The sequence below is a fragment of the Streptomyces sp. OZ13 genome, from assembly GCF_052068155.1.
Classification (GTDB): Bacteria; Actinomycetota; Actinomycetes; order Streptomycetales; family Streptomycetaceae; genus Streptomyces.
Map to the genome: position 1 here is coordinate 536424 of NZ_JBQHCZ010000002.1, position 24462 is coordinate 560885.

Here is a 24462-nt window from a genome sequence, read left to right on the forward strand (position 1 = left end):
GGGGATGCCGATGCATGAGATCGAACTGAGTGCCGGGGTCGTGGAGTACACGGACACCGGCGGAAGCGGCGAGACCGTGGTGCTGGTGCACGGACTCGGCTTCGACGAATCGGTGTGGCAGGCGGTGGTGGACGGCCTCCGTGCCGACTTCCGGGTCGTGGTCCCCGTGCTGCCGATGGGGAGCCACCGCCGGCCGATGCGCCCAGGCGCCGACCTGTCGGCGCAGGGCGTGGCGAACCTGCTGGCCGAGTTCCTCGAACGGCTCGACCTTCGGGACGTCACCCTGGTCCAGAACGACGCCGGTACGGCCCAACTGCTCGTCGGCGTGCGCGACGAGCGCGTCCACCGGCTGGTCCTCACCTCCTGCGAGGCGCTGGACAACTATCCGCCCGGAGTGCAGGGCAGGACCCTGCAGTTCCTGAGCCGGGTACCCGGCGGCATCTTCCTGCTGCTCCAGTCCTTCCGGGTGCCTCTGCTGGTCCGGCTGCCCAACTCGCTCGGCGGCATGGCCCGGCACCCGATCCCGTACGAGCTGGTCCGCCGCTGGTACGGCCCCCTGCTCACCGACAAGAGGATCAGGCGGGACTTCGCCGCCTTCCTCCACAGCACGCGGAAGGACACCTACCTGCGGGCGGCGGAGCGACTGCGCGACTTCCAAGGACCCGCCCTCGTCGCGTGGGGCGCGGAGGACCGCATGATGCCGCACGAGACCGGCCGCCGGCTCGCCGCCCTGCTGCCGCGGGGCGAGTACGTCGAGATCCCGGACGCCCGCACCCTCGTCCAGCTCGACAACCCCGGCGCCCTCTGCGCCGAACTGCGTCGGTTCATCAAGGAGTCACCCGTCCCACGCCGACAGGACCCGACCGGCTGAGAAAGTGGGTGCGTACGTCTGAGGACCCGTCGTGGAAAGGACGCACCCGTGACCGAGGCACCATCCGTCTTCGCCGGACTGGACGCACGACTCCCCGCCCTGCGCGAGCTCTACCAGGACCTCCACGCCCATCCGGAGCTGTCCTTCCAGGAGGTCCGCACAGCGGGCATCGTCGCCCGGTGGCTGCGGGAGCAGGGCTGGGACGTGACCGAAGGGGTCGGTGGTACCGGCGTGGTCGGCGTGCTCAGGGTGTCCGACGGGCCCGTCGTCCTGCTCCGGGCGGACATGGACGGCCTGCCCGTGCGGGAGGCGACGGGCCTGCCCTACGCGTCCACTCGCACGGGGGTCGACGCCGACGGCAACGAAGTACCCGTCATGCACGCCTGCGGACACGACATGCACATCACCTGCCTGCTCGGCGCGACGGCTCTGCTGGCCGCCCACCGGGACGCCTGGCGGGGCACCGTCGTCGCCGTGTTCCAGCCGGCCGAGGAGGTCAGCGGGGCGCAGGCCATGATCGACGACGGGTTCGCCGAACGCTTCCCTCGCCCGGACGTGTGCCTCGCACAGCACGTCGGCCCCATTCCCGTGGGCACCGCGGCGACCAGGCCGGGCGCGGTCATGAGCGCCTCCGACAGCTTCGCCGTACGGCTCTTCGGTCGGGGCGGCCACGGTTCGGCGCCGGAGAACACGGTCGATCCGGTGGTGATGGCCGCGGCGGTCGTGATGCGTCTCCAGACGGTGGTGTCGCGTGAAGTGGGGGCGAACCAGGCCGCCGTCGTCACGGTGGGTTCCCTGCACAGCGGGACCAAGGAGAACATCATCCCGGACACCGCCGAAATGAAGATCAACATCCGCAGCTCGGACCCCGCCGTCCGCACCCGGGTGCTCTCGGCCGTCGAGCGGATCGTACGGGCGGAGGCCCTCGCTGCCGACGCGCCGAAGGAGCCCGAGTTCACCCGCCTCAACAGCTTCCCCCTGACCGTCAACGACGCCGACGCGACCGCCACCGCGGTCGCGGGGCTCGAGTCGGTGCTCGGGGCGGGTCAGGTCTGGACGCTGCCTCGGCCCATCACCGGCAGCGAGGACTTCGGCGCGTTCGGCTCCGCCATGGGGGTGCCTTCCGTGTTCTGGCACTTCGGCGGGGCGGATCCGGCGCTGTTCCCGGACCCCGATCCGGCGACCCTCGTCGGCGGCGGGCTGCCCCCGGGGGTGGCGTACAACCACTCACCGCAGTACGCGCCCCTCCAGGACCCGACCATCGGACTCGGCGTCCGGGCCCTGCTGGGCGCGGCCGGGCAGTGGCTCGGCCCGAAGACGCCGTAGCGGGGGCCGGCCGGGTCGTCAGGGCCCTGTCCGTGACAACGGGTGCGGCGGCCGTCCCGGAACCCGGGACGGCCGCCGCCCTGCGCCCCCTGTCCTACGTCAGGGGCTCGATCCAGATGTTGCGGTAGCGGACCTTGCTCCCGTGGTCCTGGAGGCGGATCGGGCCCGCGGCCGGCCCTTCCGGTGCTCCGCCGCCGGTCGTGCCCGCCACGGCCACGTCGTCATGGACCGTCGTGCCGTTCCACACCACGGTGACGCGGGCGTCCTCCGTCTTCCTGCCCGCCTCGTCGAAGCGCGCCGCGCGGAAGGTGATGTCGTACGTCTGCCAAGTACCCGCCGGCTTCGCCACGTTGACGTCCGCGGGCTTCCGCTGGTAGATCGCGGCCGCCCCGTCGATCTTCGGTGTCGTGTCGCCGAAGGAGTCGAGCACCTGGATCTCGTAGCGGTCCTGGAGGTACACACCGCTGTTGGCCCGGTCCTGTCCCGTCACGTCCGGCGGAAGCTCGGGCAGCCAGAACTCGGCGTGCAGTTTGAAGTCACCGAACGCCTGCTTGGTGCGGATGTCGCCGCAGCAGACCTCCATAGCACCGTCCGTCAGAGGCCATTGCGCGGTGCGGCCGTCGGTCTGCTGCCAGGCCGACCGGTCCGCCCCGTCGAACAGGACGACTCGGCTCCCGTGGGGATGGACGGTGATCATGTCGAGATTGACGTGGCCGGTGTCGCCGCTGTCGTACCGGTAGGTGATGGTGTTTGCGCCGGCGCGCAGCGTCAGTTGTTCGGTCCGGGTGGACCATTTGTTCCACTCACCGGTGCTGAGCAGCTTCGACTGTCCGATCCTGCTGCCGTTGACGTACACGCTCACGGTCTTGGTACCGGTGAAGGGATGCGGCCCGTTGGCGTAACGCAGACCGACGTCGTAGGTGCCGGCCTCGTCGACGTCCACGTCGAAGGTGGTCGAGGCGCCCTCGGTGCCGTATCCGTCGACGAAGCCGCTGCCGGAGTGACCGGCGTGCTCCGTGTCAGTGCCGGCGCCGCCCGCGAGCCGCGCCTCCTCGGCCTCGTAGAGCGTGACCTTCGGTTGTCGTCCGGGCATGGCATTCAGTGTGTACCACGCCTCCGTGCTCCACAGCGCCTCGCCGCTCGCGGAGCTGAACGGGCGGGGCGAGCGCACATGGACCACCCGGTCGGGCTTGAGGCCGGGGATGGCGAGGGTGACCTTCTTGCGGTCGGCGGACAGCGCGGCGGACCGCACGGTCAGCTTCTCCTCGTCCACCTTCGGACCGCCGTACGACGGTGTGGGGACGTATCGCCACTGTGCGACCTGGTAGCGGGCGGCCAGCGTGTCGGCCGTGGCCTGGGAGAGCGGCTGGGTGTACTCCAGCTCGAAGCCGTCGGACCTGGCGCGCATCGCCAGGATGTCGAAGGCGTCCTCGCCGTTCGGTGTCAGCTTCTGCAGGCCGTGGGTGAGTTTGCCCTCCTGGCCCCAGTTGCCGCCCGCGCCCAGACCGCCGGCGTAGATGGCGCCGTCCGGGCCCTGGCTGATCCGGTTGACGCCGGCCTCGAGTCCCTGGGTGTGCCGGAACACGGCGCCCTGGTCCTGGCCCTTGACCTTCTCCAGGAACGCGCGCTGGAGGCCGCCGTAGGTGACGTCGCCGAACAGCAGCTGCCCCGCGTAGGGGCCCTTCGTGAGGTGGAGCGGTGTGCTGGGCGAGTTCGCGATCTCGTTCTGCGGCAGCCACAGCACGGGCTTGCTCACCGGGTTGGCGTCGAAGGGGCCGTCCGGGTTCGTGAAGTGGTTGAAGAAGCGGTCCTGCTTGATCCGTACCAGCTTGGAGGCGGGCAGCCAGCCGCCCTGGTTGTCCGTCACGAAGATGTCACCGCCGGGGCCCCAGCCGATGCCGTTCGGGGTGCGCAGACCGCCCGCGACGTACGACACCTCGCCGGTCTTCGCGTTCACCTTGATCGTCGTGCCGCGGTTGCGGGCGGGCTGCGGATCGGTCGTCGCGCCGCCGTAGTTGATGGCCACGGACAGGTTGAGGTAGAAGAAGCCGTTGCGGTACAGCAGACCGAAGGCGAACTCGTGGAAGTTCCCGCCGAAGGGCCAGGTCGCCACCGTGCGCCGTTCGTCGACGACGTCGTCCCCGTCGGTGTCGCTGAGCTCGGTCAGTTCGTGCTTCTGCGACACATAGATCTTGCCGTCGACGGCCTTGATGCCCATCGGTTCCTTGAGGCCGCTCGCGACCTTCTTGACCGTCACCTTGTCCGGCCCGGTGTCATGGGTGACGTTGCCGAGGAGGTAGACCTCGCCCGTGGTGTTGTCGGTACCGCCCCACGTGGTGACGGCGAGCCGGCCGTCGGGCAGCCAGTCCATGCCGGTGATCTGCGGCTCGAAGCCGGCCGGCCGGAGGTCGGTCAGGTCGTAGCCGGGGTGGACCCCGGTCAGCGGCAGGCCGTCGCCGGGGGAGTCGGCGCCGCTCTCGCACTCCTTGCGGCCCGGCGCGGTCACGCGTACGACACCGGCGTCGGTGCTCAGGACCGAGTTCGGCACGACGGAGAAGCCGGTGGCGCCGGGGGGCCGCCAGGCGAGCGTGATCTGCTGGCCGCCGGTGCGGTCGAAGTGGTCGATCCGCAGCGCGTGGTGACCTGCGGTCAGCTCCACCGTGCCGTCCTTGGGCTCGGCGCCGTGCAGGCCGTCGTGGTCGATGACCGGCCTGTCGTCGATCAGCAGCCGTGAGCCGTCGTCGCTGGTCAGCCGGAAGGTGTAGGAACCGTCCTGGGGAACGTCGATGTTGCCGATCACCTGGGACACGAAGTGGTCGCCGGCGCCGAAGTCGTCGGTGGAGCTCCAGTCGATCGCCGGCATCAGCTTGTCGACGTTCGGCGTCTGTCCCGGCTTGATGGAGCAGATCTTGCTCATGGGGAGCTGTATGTCGAAGACGCGCAGTGTGACGCCGGGTTCCTGCGGCGGCAGGTCCTCCGCGGCTCCGGCCGCTGCGGAGGCCGGCGGCGACATCAGGCAGCCTGCCAGGAACGAGGCGGCGACCAGGCCGGTCACCCGTCTGCGAAGTCGTTGGTGCAGCCGTGGATTCATGCATCCTCCCGGGCTCCCTGGCGGCGGGAGCACGTAACGGTGGTGAACGTGGACCACAACGCGCGGCGCGATCGGCCGATGCTGATCCGGAGGTTCGAATGAACGCGGTTCGGATGAGAGCAGTGCAGAGGAACGCGGTAGGGATGAGCGCAGTGCAGAGAGCCGAGAGCTCCCAGGAGTGCGCCGCAAACCCTAGGAGTCTTTTGTTGACGGTGTCCATACTTCGTCATCACTGAGAACAAACTTCGCCGTCGCACAGGTGAAGTGACGGCATGTCGGCTCGACTCGGCGGTCCGAGCGAACAAAGTTGACGAGTTGTCACTTCTTGCGCCGAGGCCGGTTCGATGCTTGTTCTTGTTCGTAACGGCGCGCTTACGAACATCCATTGACACCCGACTGTCGACCCCGCCAGAGTCTTCCCCGCCAGTGATGCCGATCGCGGACCGAGGAGCGTTCCATATGCCCGAAATTCCCGCAGTCTCACGCCGCTTGCTCCTGGGAGGAGCCCTCGCCACCGGCGCACTCGCGGCCGGTGTCGGCTCCGCACAGGCCGCCCCTGTCATCGAGGCCGCCACCGCCGTCGACGCCGCACCGCGGCGCAGGCCGGGCCAGAAGTCGATGATCGACGTCGCCTTCGAGCCCTACCGGACCGTCCGGGTCGGAGTGATCGGACTCGGCAACCGGGGCCACGGGATGAGCGAGGGCTGGTCCGTCGTCCCCGGCTGCACCGTCACCGCCGTCTGCGACATCCGTGCCGAGCGCGCCAAGCGCACCGCCGACCGGCTGGTCGCCACGGGCAAGCCCCGTCCCGCCGAGTACAGCGGCTCGGACGAGTCGTTCGCCCGGATGCTGGAACGCGACGACATCGACCTCGTCTACATCGCCACGCCCTGGGAGTTCCACTACCAGCAGGGCAGGGCCGCGCTGCTGGCAGGCAAGCACGTCATCGTGGAACTGCCCATCGCCACCGGACTGGACGAGCTCTGGGACCTCGTCGACACCTCCGAACGGACCCGCAGGCACCTGATCCTCTCCGAGAACTGCAGCTACGGCCGCAACGAACTGGCCATGCTGAAGATGGCGCACGAGGGCCTCTTCGGCGACGTCACCAACGGGCACGGCGGCTACCTGCACGACCTGCGGGCCCTGCTCTTCTCCGACACCTACTACACCGACGCCTGGCGCCGCCTCTGGCACACGCGCAGCACCGCCTCCTTCTACGCGATGCACGGTCTGGCGCCGGTCGCCGCGGCCATGGACATCAACCGCGGGGACCGCATGACGGTGCTGCGCGCCACCGCGACCGAACCCAAGGGCCTCGCCGACTACCGGGAGCGCTTCGTCCCGCGCTCGCACCCGTCGTGGCAGGAGACCTACATCAACGGAGACCTGGTCACCTGCCTGATCGACACGGCCAAGGGCCGGGTCATCAGAGCCGAGCACGACGTCAGCTCACCCCGTCCGTACAGCCGCATCAACTCCCTCGCCGGCAGCCGGGGCATCTTCGAGGACTACGCGGGCACCTCGACGACCGGCGGACGCATCTACGTCGAGCCCGACCACAGCGGGCACTCCTGGCGCGACTTCGACACCTACCGCAAGGAGTTCGACCACTGGCTCTGGAAGAAGATCGGCGACGACGCCGCGAACAACGGCGGCCACGGCGGCATGGACTACGTCCTGCAGTGGCGCACCGTCCAGCTGATGCGGGCGGGACTGGTCCCCGACATCGACGTCTACGACTCCGCCGCCTGGTGCGCTCCGGTACCGCTCAGCGTCAAGTCGCTGGCAGCCGGCGGCCGTCCGGTCGAGGTCCCCGACTTCACCCGGGGCTCCTGGGTGAATCTCCGCACAGGTCTGGACTCCCGTACCTCCGAGATGCCCCCCGTCGCCTGAGTTCACCGCTCGGGCGGACCGACAGAAGGAGCAGACAGTGAGATCAGCCGGACGGACAACTTCTCTCAGAGCCATGGCGGTGGCGGCGGCACTGCTCGTTCCCGCGCCCGCCGCGGCCGCCGCCGCATCGGAGCCCGCGCCGGCTCCCGCACGGACAGAGGTGACGATAGCGCCCGTCGACCTCGCGGGCCCGGCCGTCTCGACGGTGAGGGTGACCGTCAAGAACGCCGGACCCGACCGCATGCGTTCCTTGAAGGTGTCGTTCGCCGGGCCGGTGGGCTGGGCGGTCCAGCCGTCGGTCCACAGCGTGGACGGCACCTTCGCCGCCGGCGCCACGGCCGCCGCCGAGTTCCGCATCCAGGTGCCGGAGCCGCGGCCCGGATTCACGGTGCGGACCTTCACCGCCACGGCGACCTACAAGGGCGGCGACGGAGCCGGAACGGCGACGGCGACCCGCTCCCAGCGCAGCGGCACACCGCTGGCGGACCTCGCGGACGCCTACAACAACGTCGGCGTCACCGACGAGAGCAACACCACGCCCGGCAACTACGACGGCGGCGGCAACAGCTTCTCCGCGCAGAAACTCGCCGACGTCGGCCTGACCCCGGGCGCCACGGTACGGGCGCTGGGCGCCGAACTGACCTGGCCGGAGGCGCCCGCGGGGACCAAGGGCAACGTCTCCAGCGCCGGCCAGGCCGTCACCCTGAGCGGCCGGGGCAGCAAGCTCGTCTTCCTCGGCTCCGGTGTCGGCAGCGGCGCGACCGGAACGGCCACCGTCTACTACAAGGACGGCAGCACCGGCACCGGCTCGTTCGGCTTCCCCAACTGGTCGTTCGACCCGGCGAACGCCCACGGCGCGACGCTGGTCGCGTCCTCCGACGGCCGCAACCGGCAGAGCGGGTACGGGAACGCGGGGATCGCCTACCGCATCTTCGCCCACTCGATCCCGCTCGACGCGGCCAAGGATGTCGACTTCGTGGTCCTGCCCGGCAACGGGAACATCCACGTGTTCGACATGGCCGTCGCTCCCTGAGAACCCGGCCGTGACCCCCGGGCCCGCCGCGGAGCACGCGGGCCCGGGGAACGCGTGCTCAGACGGCGTGGACCTTGATGCCCGCCTCACTGAGCCGGGCCGCCATCTCGGACGGCAGCGCCGAGTCCGTCACCAGCACGTCGACGCGATCCAGGCCGCAGATCCTCGCGAATGCACGCCGGCCCATCTTGGACGAGTCGGTCACCACCACGACCCGGCGCGCCCGCTCCGCGAACAGCCGGCTGATGCTCGCCTCGTCCTCCTGATGCGTCATCAGCCCCAGCCGGGGATCCACCCCGTCGACCCCGAGGACGGCCACGTCCAGGACGACCTCGTTCAGCACGCCCACGGTCAGCGGGCCGACGAGCTCGTAGGTCTGCGGACGGGCGACACCCCCGGTGACGACGATCTTGATCTGGGGGCGTACGGCGAGCTCGCCCGCGATGTTGAGGGCGTTGGTGACGACGGTCAGCGAGGGCGCGGTCATGTCGGAGGGCTCCCGCCGCCCGCCGCCTGCGGCCCGGAGCGCCAGGGCCCGCGCCACCTCGGTCGTGGTCGTGCCCCCGTTGAGGCCCACGACATCACCCTCGCCGATCAGCTCCGCGACGGCCGCGGCGATGCGCTGCTTCTCGGAGGCGTGCCGGGACTGCTTGTAGCGCAGGGGAAGCTCGTAGGAGACACCGTGCGCGACGGCGCCGCCCCGGGTGCGCACGAGCATCTGCTGCTCGGCGAGCTCGTCGAGGTCCCTTCTGATGGTGGCGGGCGACACCTCGAGCGTCGTCGCGGCCTCCTCGACCTCCAGCTTGCCCTCGGCGGCCAGCAACTCCAGCAACCTGCTCCACCGCTCGTGCTTGGACATGTGTCGGACTCCTCCGGGGCCTGGATCCTGCGCTCCCACACGCTAAGGGACGCGGAGCGGCCACTTGCCCGAGGGGAGCATGCTGCTGGATACTGCGCAAGCGTGTGCTTGTAGTTGCTCGATAGTGCGGCTGATTGCGCAAAATCATGCAGGCGCCGCCGGGTCGGTGCAAGGGAGGCCGTACCGGGCCCCCGGCCCTACCCTCCCGCCACCCCTCACGAAGGAGTTCGTCCCTTGTCACCCCACGGTTCCTCCCGTACCTCGGCCGAGATCGCCTCGCAGCCCGACGTCTGGCGCCAGGCGGCCCGGTCGCTCCCGCGACATGCCGCCGCCCTGCCCCGCCGGGGCGAGCGCGTCGCGGTCATCGGCTGCGGAACCTCCTGGTTCATGGCCCAGTCCTACGCCGTGCTGCGTGAGAGCGGTGGCCACGGCGAGACGGACGCCTTCGCGGCCTCCGAGTTCCCGCACGGCCGCCGCTACGACCGCGTCCTCGCCATCACCAGGTCGGGCACCACGACCGAGGTGCTGGATCTGCTGCGGCGGGTGAAGGGCACCGTGCCCAGCGGGGCGATCACCGCCGACCCCACGACGCCCGTCATGCAGGCGGCCGACGCGGTCGCGGTCCTGGACTTCGCCGACGAGGAGTCCGTCGTCCAGACCAGGTTCGCCACCGCCAACCTGGCGCTGCTGCGCGCCCATCTGGAGGCGGAGGACGCGCTGCCCGAGGGCGTACGCCCCCTCGACCGGGCGATCGAGGACGCCGAGCGGGCCGTTCTCGAGCCCCTCGACCCCGAGGTGTGTGCCGCCGAGCAGTTCACCTTCCTCGGCACCGGCTGGACCTACGGCCTGGCGCTCGAGGCCGGGCTGAAGATGCGTGAGGCGGCCGGCGCCTGGACCGAGGCCTACCCGGCGATGGAGTACCGGCACGGGCCGATCAGCATCACCGGCCCCGGGCGCGTGGCATGGGCCTTCGGCCGGCTCCCGCACGGTCTCGCGGACGATGTCGCACGGGTCGGCGGCACACTCGTCGCCGGCTCCTCGGACAGCGCCCCGGGCCTGGACCCGCTCGCCGATCTCGTGCGCGCCCAGCGCCTCGCGGTCGCGCTCGCCGAAGCGCGCGGCCACAACCCCGACCGGCCCCGCAACCTCACCCGGTCCGTCGTCCTCGAGAACAGCCATGCCTGAGGCGCGCGACCGCCGCTCCCGTACGACCGTCACCGTGGAGGAAGTCCATGCCGCTCACGCCCACTGAGGACATCGTCCGCTCCGCTGTCCAAGGCGGCGTGGGCGTCGGAGCGTTCAACGTCGTGCAGCTCGAACACGCGGAGGCCATCGTCGCCGGCGCGGAGGCCGCCGGCCGGCCCGTGATCCTCCAGATCAGCGAGAACACCGCCCGCTACCACGGGGCGCTGGAACCGATCGCGCTCGCGACCCTCGCCGTCGCCCGTGCGTCGCGCGCCCCCGTCGCCGTCCACCTCGACCACGCGGAATCGCGGGACCTCGTGCACCAGGCCGTCGAACTCGGGTTCACCTCCGTCATGTTCGACGCGTCGAAGCTGCCCTACGACGAGAACGTGGCCGCGACGGCGGAGATCACCGCCCACTGCCACGCTCGGAACGTCTGGGTGGAGGCGGAACTGGGCGAGGTCGGCGGCAAGGACGGTGCGCACGCGCCCGGCGTGCGCACCGACCCCGCCGAGGCGCGCGCGTTCGTCGCCGCCACCGCCGTCGACGCCCTCGCGGTGGCCGTCGGCAGCTCGCACGCCATGCTCACCCGGGACGCGGTCCTCGACTTCGCGCTGATCACCCTGCTCCGGGACAGCGTGAGCGTCCCGCTGGTCCTGCACGGCTCGTCCGGCGTCGGGGACGAAGGACTCACCAAGGCCGTCGCGGCCGGCATGACGAAGGTCAACGTCTCCACCCACCTCAACAAGGCGTTCACCGACGCGGCCCGCGCCTACCTCGACGCCCACCCGGAGACGGCCGACCCCCGCAAGTACCTCGGCCCCGCCCGGGACGCCGTGGCCACGGCCGTGGCCGGGCTGCTGGCCGTCCTGCACGGGGAGCGCTCCGGCGGGCACACGGCGACGGGAGCGGCGGTCACGGCAGGGGCGTCCCGCCCGTCGCGTTGACGATCTCGGCCGTGATGTAACCGGCCTGCGGGGAGGCGAGGAACACGTAGGCGGGCGCCATCTCCGCAGGCTGGGCGGGCCGGCCGAACAGCGACTTCTTGCCGAACTCGGCGGTGTCCGGCATGGTCGCGGGGATGAGCGGCGTCCAGACCGGCCCCGGCGCCACCGCGTTGACGCGGATCCCGTCGGACGCCACCATCTGCGCCAGGCCCTGGGTGAAGGTGACGATCGCGCCCTTCGTCATCGCGTAGTCGAGCAGGTGCGGGCTCGGTTTGTAGGCCTGTACCGACGTGGAGTTGATGACGCAGCCGCCCCGGGGCATGTGGGGCAGGGACATCTTCGACACCCAGAACATGCCGTAGAGGTTGGTGCGCATGACGCGGTCGAACTGTTCCGTCGTGATCGCGCCGATGCCTTCCGGCTGCGACATCTGGTAGGCGGCGTTGTTGACCAGGATGTCGATGTGCCCGAACTCGGCCACCGCTCGGTCGACGAGCCGCCGGCACTGCTCTTCCTCGCGGATGTCGCACGGGACCGGCACCGCCTTGCGACCCGCGTCCACGATCAGCCGCCGTGTCGCCTCCGCCTCCTCGGTCTCCTCCGGGAGATGGGTGAACAGCACATCGGCGCCCTCACGCGCGAAGGCGAGCGCCACCGCGCGGCCGATGCCCGAGTCGCCGCCCGTCAGCACGGCCTTCAGATCACGCAGCAGACCGCTGCCGCGATAGCTCTCCTCGCCGTGATCCGGCGGGGGGTCCATCGGACCCGTCCAGCCCGGGTGCTGCTGTTCCTGCTTCGGGAACTCCGGCTCCGGGTGCTTGGCCCCCGGATCCCTGGCCTCCTGGTTCTCCTCGGGCACGGCCGACTCCTCCCTTGCTGCGGATGTGTGCCTCGGCGGGCTACCCCGCCTACCCTCCGGTGCCGCGGGAATGCCCGCAAACGGGGCAAAGTATCGCTGTTCGGTCCGCCCGGCGTCCGTGTCCGCGGTGAGTCGCGCAGGGTGCGCGCCCGGAAAGCGCAGGCGTTCGCCACACCCGGTACGGGAAGGCCGGATCAGCTCGTCATGGCCTGGCCAGGGGCGGGCCGGTGCCGGCGGGGACCGTCCGCGGCGGAGGCGGCCCGGGCGAGGGCGGGGGACTTGCAGTCCGGCGCCGTTCGCGGGCCCGGCCGCGCCTCGCGTGCCGGCCACCCGGGCGGGGGGCGGGTTGCGGGGCGTGGGGCTGTGGGACCCGGGGCGGGAACAGCCGCTCCTCGTAGCGGTCCAGTGCGAGCACCAGCCCGAGGAGCAGAACGGGCAGCAGCAGCGCGACCACCATCGCGACGGCGCCCGCGGGACCCGCTGTCATGGCACCGGCTCCGCACCGGGGAGCGGACAACCGCCAGGCAGATCTCTCGCCCCCGCTCCCGGACGACGGGCCGCACACACGTCGCGGTCCAGGAAGTGAATGCGTTGCGTGGGCTGCTGCGGCAGCCGTGCGATGTCTGCCATGACAATGCGCCTGCCCCGCCCGGCACCGCTTACGCCGCCGCCACGCCGTCCGAGCGGCGCCGGCCGGGGTCCGGGCGTTCTCGTCTTTCATGGCCGGGGGTGACGCATCGAGCTCCCATGAGGGGGCACACGACAGATCTCGACCTCGGCGGAGAGTGGTGGGCATGCGCACGGTGGGCGTGGAGGAGGAGCTGCTCCTCGTGGATCCGGACTCGGGCGAGCCGCGTGCCCTGGCCGCGGCGGTGCTCGCGTCCGCCGAGCGGGAGGGCGGCGACGGCCGGGAGGTGTTCGAGGCGGAGCTCCAGCGTGAACAGCTCGAGTTCGCCACGCTTCCGCAGGTGTCGATGGACGCTCTCGCGGACGAGATCGGCCGCCGCCGCGCCGAGGCCGCCCACCACGCCGAACGTCTCGGCGCGGCGGTCGCCGCGCTGGCCACCTCGCCGCTGCCGGTCAGTCCGTCGCTGTGGGGCGGCGAGCGGTACGGCTGGATGGCGGAGGAATTCGGCCTGACCACACAGGAACAGCTCACCTGCGGGTGCCACGTCCATGTGGCGGTCGAATCCGACGAGGAGGGCGTCGCGGTCCTCGACCGCATCCGCCCCTGGCTCCCGGTCCTCGTGGCGATCAGCGCGAACTCACCGTTCTGGCAGGGGAAGGACAGCGGCTACTCCAGCTACCGCAGCCGGGTCTGGGCGCGCTGGCCGTCGGCGGGTCCGGTGGAGCTGTTCGGGTCCGCCGACCGCTACCACGAGCAGGTCGAGGCCATGGTCGGCACCGGGGCCCTGCACGACCAGGGAATGATCTACTTCGATGCCCGTCTCTCCCACCGGTATCCGACCGTGGAGATCCGTGTGGCGGACGTCTGCCTGGACCCTTCGACGACGGTGCTCGTCGCCACGCTCGTCCGCGGGCTCGTGGAGACGGCTGCACGCGAGTGGCGGGAGGGTCTGCCGCCCGTGCCGCACGGTGTCTGCCTGCTGCGGCTCGCGGCGTGGCGCGCCAGCCGCTCCGGACTGGAGGAACGGCTGATCCACCCGCTCACCATGCGCCCCGAACCGGCCGCCGACGTCGTACGGGTGCTGCTCGACCACGTCGGCGACGCCCTGAAGGACACCGGCGACGCGGAGCGCGCCGCGGACGCGGTCGCCGCACTGCACGCGGACGGCAACGGCGCCCGCTTCCAGCGCGACCTGCTGCACCGGACGGGAAGCCTGCGGGACGTCGTCGCCGCCTGCGTGCGCAGGACCGCCGGCCACTGACGCCGTGGCCGGCCCCCGGACGAACCCTCAGCGCCGCTCGCCGGTCGGCCGTCGAGGGACACGACTGCTGCCGAGGTCTTGGACGCGGCCCGCCGCGGCATCACGACCCGCGGCGCGGACCCGCCGTGCCGAAGACGCATGGATCTCCGCTCCTGGGGCATACGCCCATCGGGCCCCGCCGCGCCTCCCCCGTCGCGGCGGGGTCTCCCTCTGCCCCGGTTCCGTCGTGGGTCAACCGCTTCGGCGGGCGGTCACCAGGAGGTACTCCCACTCCATGGCGAAGCCTCCCGAGCCGGAGTCGTGCTCGCGGGCCAGCTCGGTGAGTGCGCTGTCCAGTTCGGCGACCCGGTCCGGGGATTCGGCGATGTTCCGGTAGACGGCGATGGTCGGCCCGTACACGGCCTTGAAGTAGTCACGGAAGGCTTCCGGTCGGTCGAAGCGGTCCACCCGCACCGTCCGCCGGCGCATCTCCAGGCCGTTCACCCCGTCGCCGAGGAGCGCCCTGACGTGCTCCTCCTTGCCCCACAGCGGTGGGGGCTGCGCACCCGGGGGCGGCGGTGGGGCGTACGGCTTCATCGCGGCGAACATCTGCCCGATGAACCCCTCCGGCGTCCAGTTGATCAGGCCGACGGTCCCGCCCGGGCGGCAGACCCGGAGCAGTTCGCCGGTCGCTGCCTCGTGGTGCGGGGCGAACATGATCCCGACGCAGGACATGACGGTGTCGAACTCGCCGTCGCCGAAGGGGAGCGCCTCGGCGTCGGCCTCGCGCCACTCCAGCTCCACGCCCTGCTTCCGCGCCTGTTGCCGTCCGGCCTCCAGCAGCTCCGGCGTGAGGTCGCAGGCGACGACATCGGCGCCGGCCCGCGCCGCGGGGATCGACGCGTTGCCCGTCCCGGCCGCGATGTCCAGCACCTTGTCGCCGGCCGCCACGCCGCACGCCTCCACCAGGGTCGTGCCCAGCTCGGGAATGAGCTCACCGGCCAGGGTGGGGTAGTCGCCCAGCGCCCACATCTTCCGGTGCTTCGCCTTGAGCGCCACGTCCGCCTGGACGTCGGCCTGGGCCGCTTCGGTAGCGTCAGTCATGACAGACCTCCTGGGGAGAGTCTGGCCGAGGCCGTCGGGTAGCGGCCTTTCCGACCGTTTTCACCAGCTCTGCCGAATTGCTTCCGGTGCTTTCCACGATAGGGAGAGGTGGGTGGTCTCCGCCTGGTTTCTCCGTTTCACGCCCCGGTCCACGTCCGGCGGCGCCCGATCGAGATCGGCGCTGTCCGGCGTCGCCCCGTCACGGTCGGCGGGTTCGGTGCTTGCCCGTTCCGCCCCGCCCCACCCGAAGACTCAGGCGACCTCCAGCACGATCTTTCCGCGGGTGCGCCCCTCCGAGCTCAGCCGGAACGCCTCGCCCGCTTCGGCGAGGGGCAGCGCGTGGTCGACGTTCACGGTGAGGCTGCCCGAGTCCGCGAGCCGGCCGAGATCGGTGAGGTCGGCGGTGCTCGGCCGCACCCAGACGTGGTGCCCGCCGCGCTGTGTGACCGAGGCGTCCACGACGGACGCGACGCGGGTCCGGTCGGTGAGCAGCTGCCGGGAGACCTCCACGGCGTCCTCGCCGACGTAGTCGACGGCTGCGGTGATGCCGTCGGGCGCCAGCTCGCGTACCCGCTCGGCGAGGCCCTCCCCGTAGACGACCGGCTCGGCGCCCAGCGAGCGCAGGAAGTCGTGGTTGCGTTCGCTCGCCGTACCGATGACGCGGGCGCCCAGGGCCACCGCGATCTGCACGGCGAACGAGCCCACACCGCCGGCGGCGGCGTGCACCAGGACCGTGTCGCCACGCGTGACGCCGATGCGGGCCAGGGACTGGTGGGCGGTGAGCCCCGCGAGCGGCAGGCCCGCGGCCTGCCGCCAGTCGAGAGAGGAGGGCTTCTTCGCCAGCGTGCGGACCGGGGCGGCGACCAGCTCGGCGAACGTGCCGTGCTGCACCTCGTCCTTCCTGACGTAGCCGCAGACCTCGTCGCCCACGGAGAACTCGGTCGCGTCCAGGCCGACCGCCTCGACGACGCCGGACATGTCCCAGCCGGGGATCAGCGGGAAGTGGACGTTCATGATCGGGTCGAGGTATCCGGCGACGATCTTCCAGTCGACGGGATTGACACCGGCGGCCTTCACGCGGACCAGGACGGCGTCGGGTGCGATCTTGGGATCAGCGGTTTCGGTGAGCCGCAGGACTTCAGGGCCGCCGTAGCGGTCGGCTGTGATCGCTCGCATGGTTCTTTCTACACCCCGGTGCGCCGCCGCCCCGATCGTCCGCCGCCTCGTGTCGGCGCCGCCCGGGCGGGTACCCGCGCAGCGTCCGGCACCGCTGGAGACGTTCGACGAGGGAGGCGGAATGAGCGACGAATACCGGCCGGAGGGCTTCGAGGACACTGACGCCCCGCTGCCGCGTGACATGCCCGACCAGCAGGCCGGCGCGGCGGAGGAACCGTCGCCCGAGCAGGAATCGCCGGACCGGGCCGGGGACGGCGGCGCCGAGCAGCCGGAGGGGGCGGGCGACGACGTGCCCGACATGGACGAGGCGGGCGCCGGCCCGCGCGGAGCCCCCGGCGACGAAGGCGGGCCGTCCGGGACGCCGACACCGGACGAATCCACCGGCTGATCCACGACGCGCCGGCGCCGACCCCGGTTGCCGCAGCGGATACTTCCGCCCGGGGGCCGTTCCCGTACGCCCGCGATCGGTATTCTCCTGCCGAACGGTCGAACGATCAGCGGTGATCCGGCAGGGGAGGCCACAGGGCATGCGGGAGCCGAGCGAGGTGCGGCGGAGGCGGATCCTCGCTGTGGTGCGGTCGAGAGGGTCGGTGCGGGTCAGCGACCTCGCCGGCGAACTGGAAGTCTCGGTCGTGACCGCCCGCCGGGACGTCGAGGAGCTCGCCAGGGCGGGCAAGCTGCGACGCGGGCACGGGGTTGCCCGCTCGATCGAATCCGCGGCGCAGGCGCAGGTGCCCGCGTCCGCTTCGTCGGATGCCGCGAACGATGCGGCGGTAGCTCTTGTCGTCCCTGAGCGGCACACGTACTTGTACGAGACCATGCACGGCGCCCGTACCGTGCTCGACGCCGCCGGGATACGGGTGGCCCTGCACATCACCTCGCAGGCCGCGGGGGCCGAACGGCCACTCGTGGAGCGCGCCTTGGCCGACGGCGCGCGGGGACTGCTGATCGCCCCGCGTTGGCGCACGGTGGCCGAGGAGGAGGCCGGCCACGCCTGGCTCTCGGACCTGGACGTGCCCACCGTCCTGATGGAGCGCAGGCCGCGCCGGGGGAGCGGGCTGCATGCGATGGACTCCGTCTGTTCCGACCACTGGTACGGGATGCATCTCGCGGTCGAGCACCTCGTGTCGCTGGGGCACCGCAGTATCGTGCTGGCCGCGCGGGACGACAGCCCGACGGCGCGGGCGTTGCGTTCCGCCTTCGCCCGGATCGCCGGGGACCGCGAGGAGGTCGAGGCCTGGGACGTCGTGCTGAGCGCCTCGACCTCGGAGGCCGTCGATCCGGCGGGAGCAGGCGATCGGGACGGCCCCGTCTCCGGCGACGGGCTCGCCCGCCTGCTGCGGGAGCGCGGCTTCACGGCTGCCGTGCTCCACGGCGACGTCGACGCCCTGATGCTGGTGCAGCAACTCGCCGACAGCGGAGTGCGGGTGCCCCAGGACTGCTCGGTGGTGGCCTACGACGACGTGGTGGCCGCCTTCGGCAGCACCCCGCTCACCGCCGTCGCCCCGCCGAAGGCCGCGGTGGGGCGGGTGGCCGCCGAACTGCTCGTGCAGCGGCTGTCCCGGCCGGGCGCGCCGCCTCAACGGACGGAACTCCTCCCCGAGTTGAAGATCCGCGGATCGGCCCAGGATCTCCGGTCTGATCGTTCGACCGTTTGAGTTTCTTCTGATCGTTCTCTTGACCTTGATCGACCAGTCGCTCAGGATGCTCTGTGTTCCGTGCTCCCGAGTCGCCCCGCTGTCTTCCTCCACAAGCGGTTTCTGTCCGGGCCGTGCCGACCGGACAGAGCCGCGGCACGCCCGCCCACCCCGCGAGGAGAGAGATGCCCCGCTCGTCAGGTGCCGCCCCCGGCCGCTCCGCCCGCCCCCGTGCCGCGCTCGCCATGGCACCGGACGCGGCAGCCGCCGTGCTCGACCCCACCGCCCTGGCCGCCCTCGCCGACATCTGTGTTCTCGCGCCCGGACCCGCCCTCGACGACTTCTCCACCGGGCGGGCGCGCGAAGTCCTCCGCGACACCGAGGTCCTGGTCACCGGCTGGGGCTGCCCGCCGCTGGACCGGACCGTACTCGACGCCGCACCCGAGCTGCGCGCCGTCGTCCACACGGCCGGGTCCGTACGCGGCCATATCACGGAGGCATGCTGGGAACGCGGCATCGCGGTGTCCTCCGCGGCCGCGGCCAACGCCCTGCCGGTCGCCGAGTACACCGTCGCCATGATCCTCCTCAGCGGCAAGCGCGCGTTGGAGAGCGCCCGCACACTGCGGTCGGAGCGCCGCCGCCCCGCGCTGCTCGGGACACCGCGCGACATCGGCAACTACGGCCGGACGGTGGGCATCCTGTCCGCCTCCCTCATCGGGCGCCGGGTGATCGAGCTGCTGCGCGCGTACGACGTCGAGGTGCTGCTGCACGATCCGTACGTCGACGAGGACGACGCCACCGCGCTCGGCGTCGAGGCCGTGGGCATCGGCGAACTGTTCATCCGCAGCGACGTCGTCAGCGTCCACACCCCGCTGCTGCCCGACACCCGCGGTCTCGTCGGCCGGGAACTGATCGGCGCCATGCGGCCGGACGCCGTCCTGATCAACACCGCCCGTGGAGCCGTCATCGATCAGGACGCCCTCACCGAGGCGGCCGTCCAAGGCCGCATCCGTGCCGTGCTGGACGTCACCGACCCCGAAGTCCTGCCGCCCGAGCACCCGTTGTGGGACTGCGACAACGTCACGATCACACCGCACATCGCCGGCTCCCTGGGTAACGAATGGGGGCGGCTCGCGGAGCTCGCCGTCGCGGAGGTCGCCCGCTGGGCGGGCGGCGAGGCATTCGCCCACCCCGTACTGCGTGAGAGGCTGGCCCGTCTCGCATGAGCCTGCAACTGCCCGGCGTCGACCGGGTCCTGAGTCCGTACACCGGGTACACCCGAGAGCACTGGGAGGCGGCGGCCGACGGCCTGCTGACGGCCGCCCGGCGCTGGTCGACCCCAAGGGGTGCCCTGCTGGACCTGCCGGGACGCCCCTCCGCCTCCGGGGTCCGCTCCGACGGACTCGAGGGATACGCCCGCACCTTCCTCGCCGCGGCCTTCCGGGTCGCGGGAGCGGGCGGCGACGACCCGCACGGATGGCTGGAGAGGTACGCCGAGGGCATCGCCGCCGGAACCCGCACCCCCGGCCGGGACGACACCGAGTCCTGGCCCGTGATCCTCGGCCACGACGTCGCGGGCCAGCCCATGGTCGAGTCCGCGTCCGTGGCCCTCGGGCTGCGGATGACCCGGCCCTGGCTGTGGGACCGGCTCGAAGCGGACGTCCAGGACCGGGCCGAGGAATGGCTTCGCGGCGCCCTGCGCCACGTGCCCTCGCCCAACAACTGGTACCTCTTCCCGTACACCGTGGCCGGGTTCCTGGAATCGGTGGGCCGCGGCGACGAGGAGACCACGCGTGCCCGCGAGCGCGCCCTCGAACTGCTCGACGGCTGGTACCGCGGCCAAGGATGGTACGCCGACGGCGACGGCCGGGCGTTCGACCACTACAACGGCTGGGCCCTGCACCTGTATCCGGTGCTCGACTCCCATCTCGCAGGCGCCGCGGCAGACCCGTACGCGCAGCGGCTGCGCGAGCACCTGGAGAGCTACGGACTCCTCTTCGGCTCGGACGGGGCGCCCGTCCACTTCGGGCGCTCGCTCACCTACCGCTTCGCCGCCGCCTCCGCGGTCGGCCTCGGTGCCGTCACCGGCAGCACGCCGCTCGAGCCGGGGGTCTCCCGCAGGCTGATCAGCGGGGCGTTGCGCTACTTCCTCGACCGTGGCGCCGTCGGCCGTGACGGGCTGCTCGCCCTCGGCTGGCACGGGCGGCACGAGGAGACGCTGCAGAACTACTCCGGGCCGGCGTCCCCGTACTGGGCGTCGAAGGCGTTCGTATGTCTGCTAGCCCCGGCCGGGCACCCGCTGTGGACCGCCACGGAACAGGCCGCGCCGAGTGAGGGAGCCGACCGGGTGCTGGCGCTGCCCGCGCCCGGGCTGCTGGTGCAGAGCACCCGCGCCGACGGAATCGTCCGGCTGCACAACCACGGCAGCGACCATGTGCGCCCCCAGGAGGGGGAGTCGGCCGCCGACGACGATCCGCACTACGGCCGTCAGGCGTACTCCACCCGCACCGGTCCGACGTCCACCGCCAACACCGCCGACAACCACCTCGGGCTCGTGGTCGGCGGCGTGCGCAGCGTCCGCCGCCGCATCCACCCGCTGGGCGCGGGCGGGGGTGACGGGTGGGGCTGGGCCGCGTCCTGGCACCGGCCGGTGTTCCCCGCGGGGCCGCCCATGGTGCCCGGCCTGAAGGTGGAGAGCGTCACCGTCGCCCGCGGTGGGATCGAACTGCGCGTGCACCGGGTGACCGGCGCCCCGCCCGGTGCCCGCGTCGAGCAGACGGGTTGGGCGACCGGCCCGGACGAGGCGCTGCACTCGGCGCTGCATCCGCTGCACGGCTGGCTCGAGGGGGACCAGGTACGCGCGCCGCAGGGGACCGCGTACACGCCGTGGGCCGTGATGCCGCGGCTCGCCGCCCCGGTGCGGGGCACCCGCGTCTATGCGGCGCTGGCGGTGCTCTCCGGCGATCCGCAGAGCCCTCCCGCGGCCGATGCCGTCGCCGCTGTGACCGTGGACGACGACGGCTTCGAGGTGCGGTGGGCCGACGACGGCTCCCGGACCCGGATCACCTTCGATCCCGTCTGCGTCACCTGCCGGGCCGCGCACCGGCCATGACGGGCGGGCCGGGCGGGCCGGGTCCGGAGTCCCGGCCCGCCCGGCCGGCGGCGGAGTGCTCAGATGCCGAACTCCGTGGGGGAGAGCCCCAGTACGGCGCAGGCCTCACGGATGATCTCCAGCTCGGACGGCTCGACGTAGCCGTCCGCGCCGGCGATGACGATGCCCGTCTGGATCACGGCCCTGGCCTCCGTGGGCTTCTTCGCCGCCTTGGCGACCTCCTGCATCACCTGCGCCTTGCCCAGCAGGAAGTTGGCGGAGAGCTGGTCGGCGTGCTTGTTGAAACGCTGGCGCAGCTGGTCCGCCGGGAAGTTCTGCAGGACGTCGTTGCCCAGGATCAGCGACTCGACGTGCTGCCGCTCCGCCTGGTCCACATGCCCGTCGGCTGCGGCGACCAGGGCGCACATCGCCATGCTGGCATCCCTGAACGCCCCGCTCTTCAACTCCGTCTTCAGCGAGGTGAGCTGTGTCTTCAGCGCGCTCACCAGCTGGGCGCGGGAGCCGCCCGAGGACCGTGAGCCCGTGCCGTGCCCGCCGGGGCTCCGGGTGCCCTGGCCCTGCTGCAGATTCTTGGCCTGGTCCTTGATCCGGTCCCACATTGCCACTGGTGCCACCTCGGCTTCTGTCGAGCGTCGTACGTGCGGCGACCGCGTGTCGCGGCCGCGTCACCCTGCCAACGCTCGGGCACGCCCACACGTTCCGGCCCCGGCGACCCTGTCCGGGTTCGGGCCGGTCACACCGCGGGCGGTTCCGAGAGGTCGAGTCCGGCGTAGTAGCGGCCCACACCGTCGAGATAGCCGGCGTCAGCCGTCTCGCTGTCCCTGCTGAACGGCGGGGCGTTCTTGATCTGCTCCTTCGTGGGGACGACGGTGACAGTCCGCTGCTCGGCGTTGATCCGCCGGACGAACCCCGCGGGCACGAGAACGCTCCGCCCGAAGACCCACGCGCCGGTGTCGACGACGAGGTGCTGTCTGCCGGGGGCGTCGGACTGCCGGTCGACGTGCCCGAGAACCCCGTCCGGCGTCTCCACGGTGAAACCGGTCAGGTCCCGTCCCGGTCGGTGGCCGATGCCGGGCGAGTAGATCCACATGTCCTGCAACGTGAATCCTCCTGATCGTCGAATCGTGGTCGAATGACTGCCCCTGCGGAGCGCCGGGTGTCCGCACAAGGATGCCCGGTCCGCAAGATTGTGCCCCTCCGCGGCGGCAGAGATGCCGTCGTGTCCCGGACACACCGGTCGAGCGCCCCCTGTGCGCGCTTTTCGACTCTTCCGGATCCTTCACGCGGCTTTTCGTACCGCAGGAGCCGTGGCCTGTGACGACTGACCTCAGTGCCCGGTCGTCCTCCCCTCCTGTGGTGCCCATGCCGGAACCACGGCGCCCCCGCCGTTGCGGACCGCCTGGACGACCGCGTCGTGCAGTGCCCGGCTGGCTTCCTCGGAAGGGCACGGTGTGGGACTGCCGGCCATCGTGAACCAGTCAGTCGCACCCGTGAACTGCAGAGCGACCTGTGCGGTGTCATCGGCCCATGTGGTGTGGACGGTGAGGTTACCGGTCATCACCCCGGTCTCCTCCGTGAGGGCACCGCCGCGTCCCGTGTATACATCGCGAGTTGTCCATGACGCCCAGCTCATTACTCCAGACTCACACCATGACGGCGGATTCGCGAACGCCCTTCGTTTCCGACGCCGAGTGTTGCCCGAAAGACACCTCAGAAATCGCTTTCCGCATGTCACGCGCAGGGAACCGGCGATGTTTGAGGCGGGACCGATCGGAGAGCAGACAGACATCCATGACGTCGAATACAGCTGGGATGTGAATTCCGTGGCTGAGAAGAAGAAGACCCGCGCCAAGATGGAACAGGCCAAGGGCAAGGCCAAGGAAGCCGCGGGCCGTGCCGTGGGCAACGAGAGGCTCACAGCCGAGGGGCGGGCGGAGCAGGCCAAGGGCGACGCCCGCCAGGCCAAGGAGAAGACGAAGGACGTCTTCCGCCACTGATCGAAGCATGCCGTCGGCCCGTGCGGCTCTGATGCCGACGGGCCGGCCGGGACAGCACCGGTGGCTTTCGTCCGGACCGGGCCCGGCAGGACCGGAACAAGACGCCCTCTAGGGCAGAGCGGCGCCGCGCGCGGAGATCCAGAGCTCGTACCACTCCTCATGGGTGAGCTCAGGGTCCCGTCGCGCGGCGTCGGCGCACGCACGGATGCGTTCGGGCCTCGCGCTGCCGATGACCGGCGCGATCCGAGAGGGGTGCCGCTGGAGCCACCACAGCAGAACCGTCTCCGGCGAGGTGCCCTTGGCTTCCGCGAGCGATGTGACGAGCCGTGCCGTCGCCTGCTCCGCCAAGGTTTCCTGGCGGCCCGTGAAGCGTCCCTGCGCCAAGGCGCCCCAGGCCTGCAGACGAATGCCGTTCGAGCGGCAGTGCTCCACCGTCCCCAGCGGGAAACCGGTCGACGCCGCCTCCGGGGTGTTCACGAGGACGCCCCCTTCGAGCCAGTCCCGGCGGTGGAGGCTCATCTCGAGCTGGTTGGCGGCCAGCGGCAGCCCGAGGAAGCTCTGGAGGAGCGAGATCTGCGGGCCGCTCATGTTCGAGACGCCGAAGCGGCGCACGAGCCCCTGCCGGTGCAGCGATGTCAGTGCCTGTGCGACGTCCTCCGGGTCGGCCAACGGGTCCGGCCGGTGCAGCAGCAGTACGTCGATGACGTCGGTACGCAGGCGGACGAGACTCTCCTCGACGCGCCGGACGATGCTCCCGCCCCGCAGGTCGTACATGCCCGGCCGTTCACCGTCGGCGAGCCGGATGCCGCACTTCGTCTGCAGGACGATGCGTTCGCGCAGTCCCGGAGCCCGAGCGAGGACCTCGCCGAACACGGCCTCCGCCTTGCCGTGCCGGTAGATGTCGGCGTGGTCGAACGCCGTGATCCCGCTGTCGAGTGCCGCCTCGACCGCCGCCTCGGCGTTCGCGATGTCCGACGCGCCGTACGGCGTCGTGTCCCAGGCCCCGCCCAGTCCCATGCATCCGTAGAGCAGCCGCTCCGCGCCCGTGTCCGCGTTCTTCGTCACGGGTTCACCCTTCCACGGCCGGGTGCGGGTGCCCAAACGGGTATCCGCGGCGCCGGCTGCCGGACAGGCGCGGGCCGCGGGCCGGAGTGACGATGGAAGGAAGGCGCCGCGCGGCCGCCACGTGTTTCCAGGTCGCGAGGCGCAGGGACCGGGAGGCGGTCATGGAATATCCGGAGAGCTACGAACTCATCTTCCAGGCGGCGGCCGTGGACGACGTGGTCGTGGTGCGGCGTACCGACAAGACAGGACCGGGCGGCAACCCGATCTACGAGGACGAGACGGGGATCGTACGAGCCGAGGTGAGCGGCCAGAGTGAGGTACGGATGCTCGCCAGCGGCGGTCATCAGGCCCATGAGCTGCCGGTGATCGCGCGGACCGCGCAGGTGTGAAGGCCGTACGGACCAGAAGGACCAGAAGATGTGAGGTGCCGGAGGGC

At 71.5% G+C, this 24462-nt stretch carries 23 protein-coding genes; 13 read left to right on the plus strand and 10 right to left on the minus strand.

The genetic code is table 11. From position 1 onward, the window contains the following. The first annotated feature begins 10 nt into the window (after window positions 1-10). Both ACTMTU_RS06100 and ACTMTU_RS06105 read left to right on the plus strand, forming a co-directional pair. A complete protein-coding gene (locus tag ACTMTU_RS06100) occupies window positions 11-871 on the plus strand; it encodes an alpha/beta fold hydrolase (protein ID WP_441262414.1) in 861 nt (286 codons plus the stop codon). A 48-nt stretch (window positions 872-919) separates the two neighbouring features. Beyond that, window positions 920-2197 carry an amidohydrolase gene (locus ACTMTU_RS06105; RefSeq protein WP_441262415.1) on the plus strand — a complete coding sequence of 426 codons (1278 nt, stop codon included), beginning with the start codon at window positions 920-922 and terminating at the stop codon, window positions 2195-2197. Window positions 2198-2291: 94 nt separating this feature from the next. On the opposite strand, the gene ACTMTU_RS06110 is transcribed toward ACTMTU_RS06105, so the two are convergent. Continuing rightward, window positions 2292-5288 carry a family 16 glycoside hydrolase gene (locus ACTMTU_RS06110; protein ID WP_441262416.1) on the minus strand — a complete coding sequence of 999 codons (2997 nt, stop codon included), beginning with the start codon at window positions 5286-5288 and terminating at the stop codon, window positions 2292-2294. A 459-nt stretch (window positions 5289-5747) separates the two neighbouring features. Between ACTMTU_RS06110 and ACTMTU_RS06115 the strand changes: the two genes are divergently transcribed. Next, window positions 5748-7184, plus strand: a complete 1437-nt coding sequence (locus tag ACTMTU_RS06115; RefSeq protein ID WP_441262417.1) for a Gfo/Idh/MocA family protein — start codon at window positions 5748-5750, stop codon at window positions 7182-7184. Between the two features lie 73 nt (window positions 7185-7257). After that, on the plus strand, window positions 7258-8217 hold the full coding sequence (locus ACTMTU_RS06120; RefSeq protein WP_441262418.1) for an NEW3 domain-containing protein: 960 nt from the start codon (window positions 7258-7260) through the stop codon (window positions 8215-8217). 58 nt (window positions 8218-8275) lie between these two features. Here ACTMTU_RS06120 and ACTMTU_RS06125 read toward each other — a convergent pair whose 3' ends face one another. Next, window positions 8276-9076 carry a DeoR/GlpR family DNA-binding transcription regulator gene (locus ACTMTU_RS06125; RefSeq protein WP_441262419.1) on the minus strand — a complete coding sequence of 267 codons (801 nt, stop codon included), beginning with the start codon at window positions 9074-9076 and terminating at the stop codon, window positions 8276-8278. Window positions 9077-9310: 234 nt separating this feature from the next. On the opposite strand from ACTMTU_RS06125, the gene ACTMTU_RS06130 reads away from it, so the two are divergent. Together ACTMTU_RS06130 and ACTMTU_RS06135 are read left to right on the plus strand one after the other, a co-directional pair. Then, window positions 9311-10261, plus strand: coding sequence for an SIS domain-containing protein (locus tag ACTMTU_RS06130; RefSeq protein WP_441262420.1), 951 nt, complete (start codon window positions 9311-9313; stop codon window positions 10259-10261). Between the two features lie 47 nt (window positions 10262-10308). Further along, window positions 10309-11208: a class II fructose-bisphosphate aldolase gene (locus ACTMTU_RS06135; protein WP_441262421.1), complete on the plus strand. Its 900-nt coding sequence runs from the start codon at window positions 10309-10311 to the stop codon at window positions 11206-11208. On the opposite strand, the gene ACTMTU_RS06140 is transcribed toward ACTMTU_RS06135, so the two are convergent. Together ACTMTU_RS06140 and ACTMTU_RS06145 are read right to left on the minus strand one after the other, a co-directional pair. Further along, window positions 11177-12067, minus strand: coding sequence for an SDR family oxidoreductase (locus ACTMTU_RS06140; RefSeq protein ID WP_441262422.1), 891 nt, complete (start codon window positions 12065-12067; stop codon window positions 11177-11179). The two genes, ACTMTU_RS06135 and ACTMTU_RS06140, sit on opposite strands and share 32 nt — an antisense overlap. A gap of 202 nt (window positions 12068-12269) precedes the next feature. After that, window positions 12270-12554 (minus strand): hypothetical protein, encoded by a 285-nt coding sequence (locus ACTMTU_RS06145; protein WP_441262423.1) that lies wholly within the window; start codon window positions 12552-12554, stop codon window positions 12270-12272. A 307-nt stretch (window positions 12555-12861) separates the two neighbouring features. On the opposite strand from ACTMTU_RS06145, the gene ACTMTU_RS06150 reads away from it, so the two are divergent. Next, window positions 12862-13956 (plus strand): glutamate--cysteine ligase, encoded by a 1095-nt coding sequence (locus ACTMTU_RS06150; RefSeq protein ID WP_441262424.1) that lies wholly within the window; start codon window positions 12862-12864, stop codon window positions 13954-13956. 231 nt (window positions 13957-14187) lie between these two features. Here the strand turns inward: ACTMTU_RS06150 and ACTMTU_RS06155 are convergent, their stop codons facing one another. Together ACTMTU_RS06155 and ACTMTU_RS06160 are read right to left on the minus strand one after the other, a co-directional pair. Then, entirely contained in the window at window positions 14188-15039 is an 852-nt protein-coding gene (locus ACTMTU_RS06155) for a class I SAM-dependent methyltransferase (RefSeq protein WP_441262425.1), read from the minus strand. Between the two features lie 252 nt (window positions 15040-15291). Next, window positions 15292-16215: an NADP-dependent oxidoreductase gene (locus ACTMTU_RS06160; protein WP_441262426.1), complete on the minus strand. Its 924-nt coding sequence runs from the start codon at window positions 16213-16215 to the stop codon at window positions 15292-15294. A 121-nt stretch (window positions 16216-16336) separates the two neighbouring features. Between ACTMTU_RS06160 and ACTMTU_RS06165 the strand changes: the two genes are divergently transcribed. From ACTMTU_RS06165 to ACTMTU_RS06180, 4 genes are all read left to right on the plus strand, one after another. Further along, window positions 16337-16603 (plus strand): hypothetical protein, encoded by a 267-nt coding sequence (locus ACTMTU_RS06165; RefSeq protein WP_441262427.1) that lies wholly within the window; start codon window positions 16337-16339, stop codon window positions 16601-16603. Between the two features lie 139 nt (window positions 16604-16742). Beyond that, window positions 16743-17873: a substrate-binding domain-containing protein gene (locus ACTMTU_RS06170; RefSeq protein ID WP_441262428.1), complete on the plus strand. Its 1131-nt coding sequence runs from the start codon at window positions 16743-16745 to the stop codon at window positions 17871-17873. Between the two features lie 164 nt (window positions 17874-18037). Next, window positions 18038-19078, plus strand: a complete 1041-nt coding sequence (locus ACTMTU_RS06175) for a hydroxyacid dehydrogenase (protein WP_441262429.1) — start codon at window positions 18038-18040, stop codon at window positions 19076-19078. Continuing rightward, the gene (locus ACTMTU_RS06180) at window positions 19075-20964 is read left to right on the plus strand and encodes a DUF2264 domain-containing protein (protein ID WP_441262430.1); all 1890 of its coding nucleotides are present in this window, start codon (window positions 19075-19077) and stop codon (window positions 20962-20964) included. The genes ACTMTU_RS06175 and ACTMTU_RS06180 overlap by 4 nt, the downstream gene beginning before the upstream one ends. A gap of 59 nt (window positions 20965-21023) precedes the next feature. On the opposite strand, the gene ACTMTU_RS06185 is transcribed toward ACTMTU_RS06180, so the two are convergent. From ACTMTU_RS06185 to ACTMTU_RS06195, 3 genes are all read right to left on the minus strand, one after another. Continuing rightward, window positions 21024-21569 carry a tellurite resistance TerB family protein gene (locus tag ACTMTU_RS06185; protein WP_441262431.1) on the minus strand — a complete coding sequence of 182 codons (546 nt, stop codon included), beginning with the start codon at window positions 21567-21569 and terminating at the stop codon, window positions 21024-21026. Between the two features lie 128 nt (window positions 21570-21697). Then, window positions 21698-22054, minus strand: coding sequence for a PRC-barrel domain containing protein (locus tag ACTMTU_RS06190; RefSeq protein WP_441262432.1), 357 nt, complete (start codon window positions 22052-22054; stop codon window positions 21698-21700). A gap of 237 nt (window positions 22055-22291) precedes the next feature. Then, entirely contained in the window at window positions 22292-22597 is a 306-nt protein-coding gene (locus ACTMTU_RS06195; RefSeq protein ID WP_307710033.1) for a hypothetical protein, read from the minus strand. Window positions 22598-22787: 190 nt separating this feature from the next. Between ACTMTU_RS06195 and ACTMTU_RS06200 the strand changes: the two genes are divergently transcribed. Continuing rightward, window positions 22788-22961, plus strand: a complete 174-nt coding sequence (locus tag ACTMTU_RS06200; protein ID WP_189472057.1) for a CsbD family protein — start codon at window positions 22788-22790, stop codon at window positions 22959-22961. Window positions 22962-23069: 108 nt separating this feature from the next. Here ACTMTU_RS06200 and ACTMTU_RS06205 read toward each other — a convergent pair whose 3' ends face one another. Further along, window positions 23070-24026 carry an aldo/keto reductase gene (locus ACTMTU_RS06205; protein ID WP_441262433.1) on the minus strand — a complete coding sequence of 319 codons (957 nt, stop codon included), beginning with the start codon at window positions 24024-24026 and terminating at the stop codon, window positions 23070-23072. 161 nt (window positions 24027-24187) lie between these two features. On the opposite strand from ACTMTU_RS06205, the gene ACTMTU_RS06210 reads away from it, so the two are divergent. Then, window positions 24188-24415, plus strand: coding sequence for a DUF6296 family protein (locus tag ACTMTU_RS06210; RefSeq protein ID WP_189472059.1), 228 nt, complete (start codon window positions 24188-24190; stop codon window positions 24413-24415). Window positions 24416-24462: the final 47 nt, after the last annotated feature.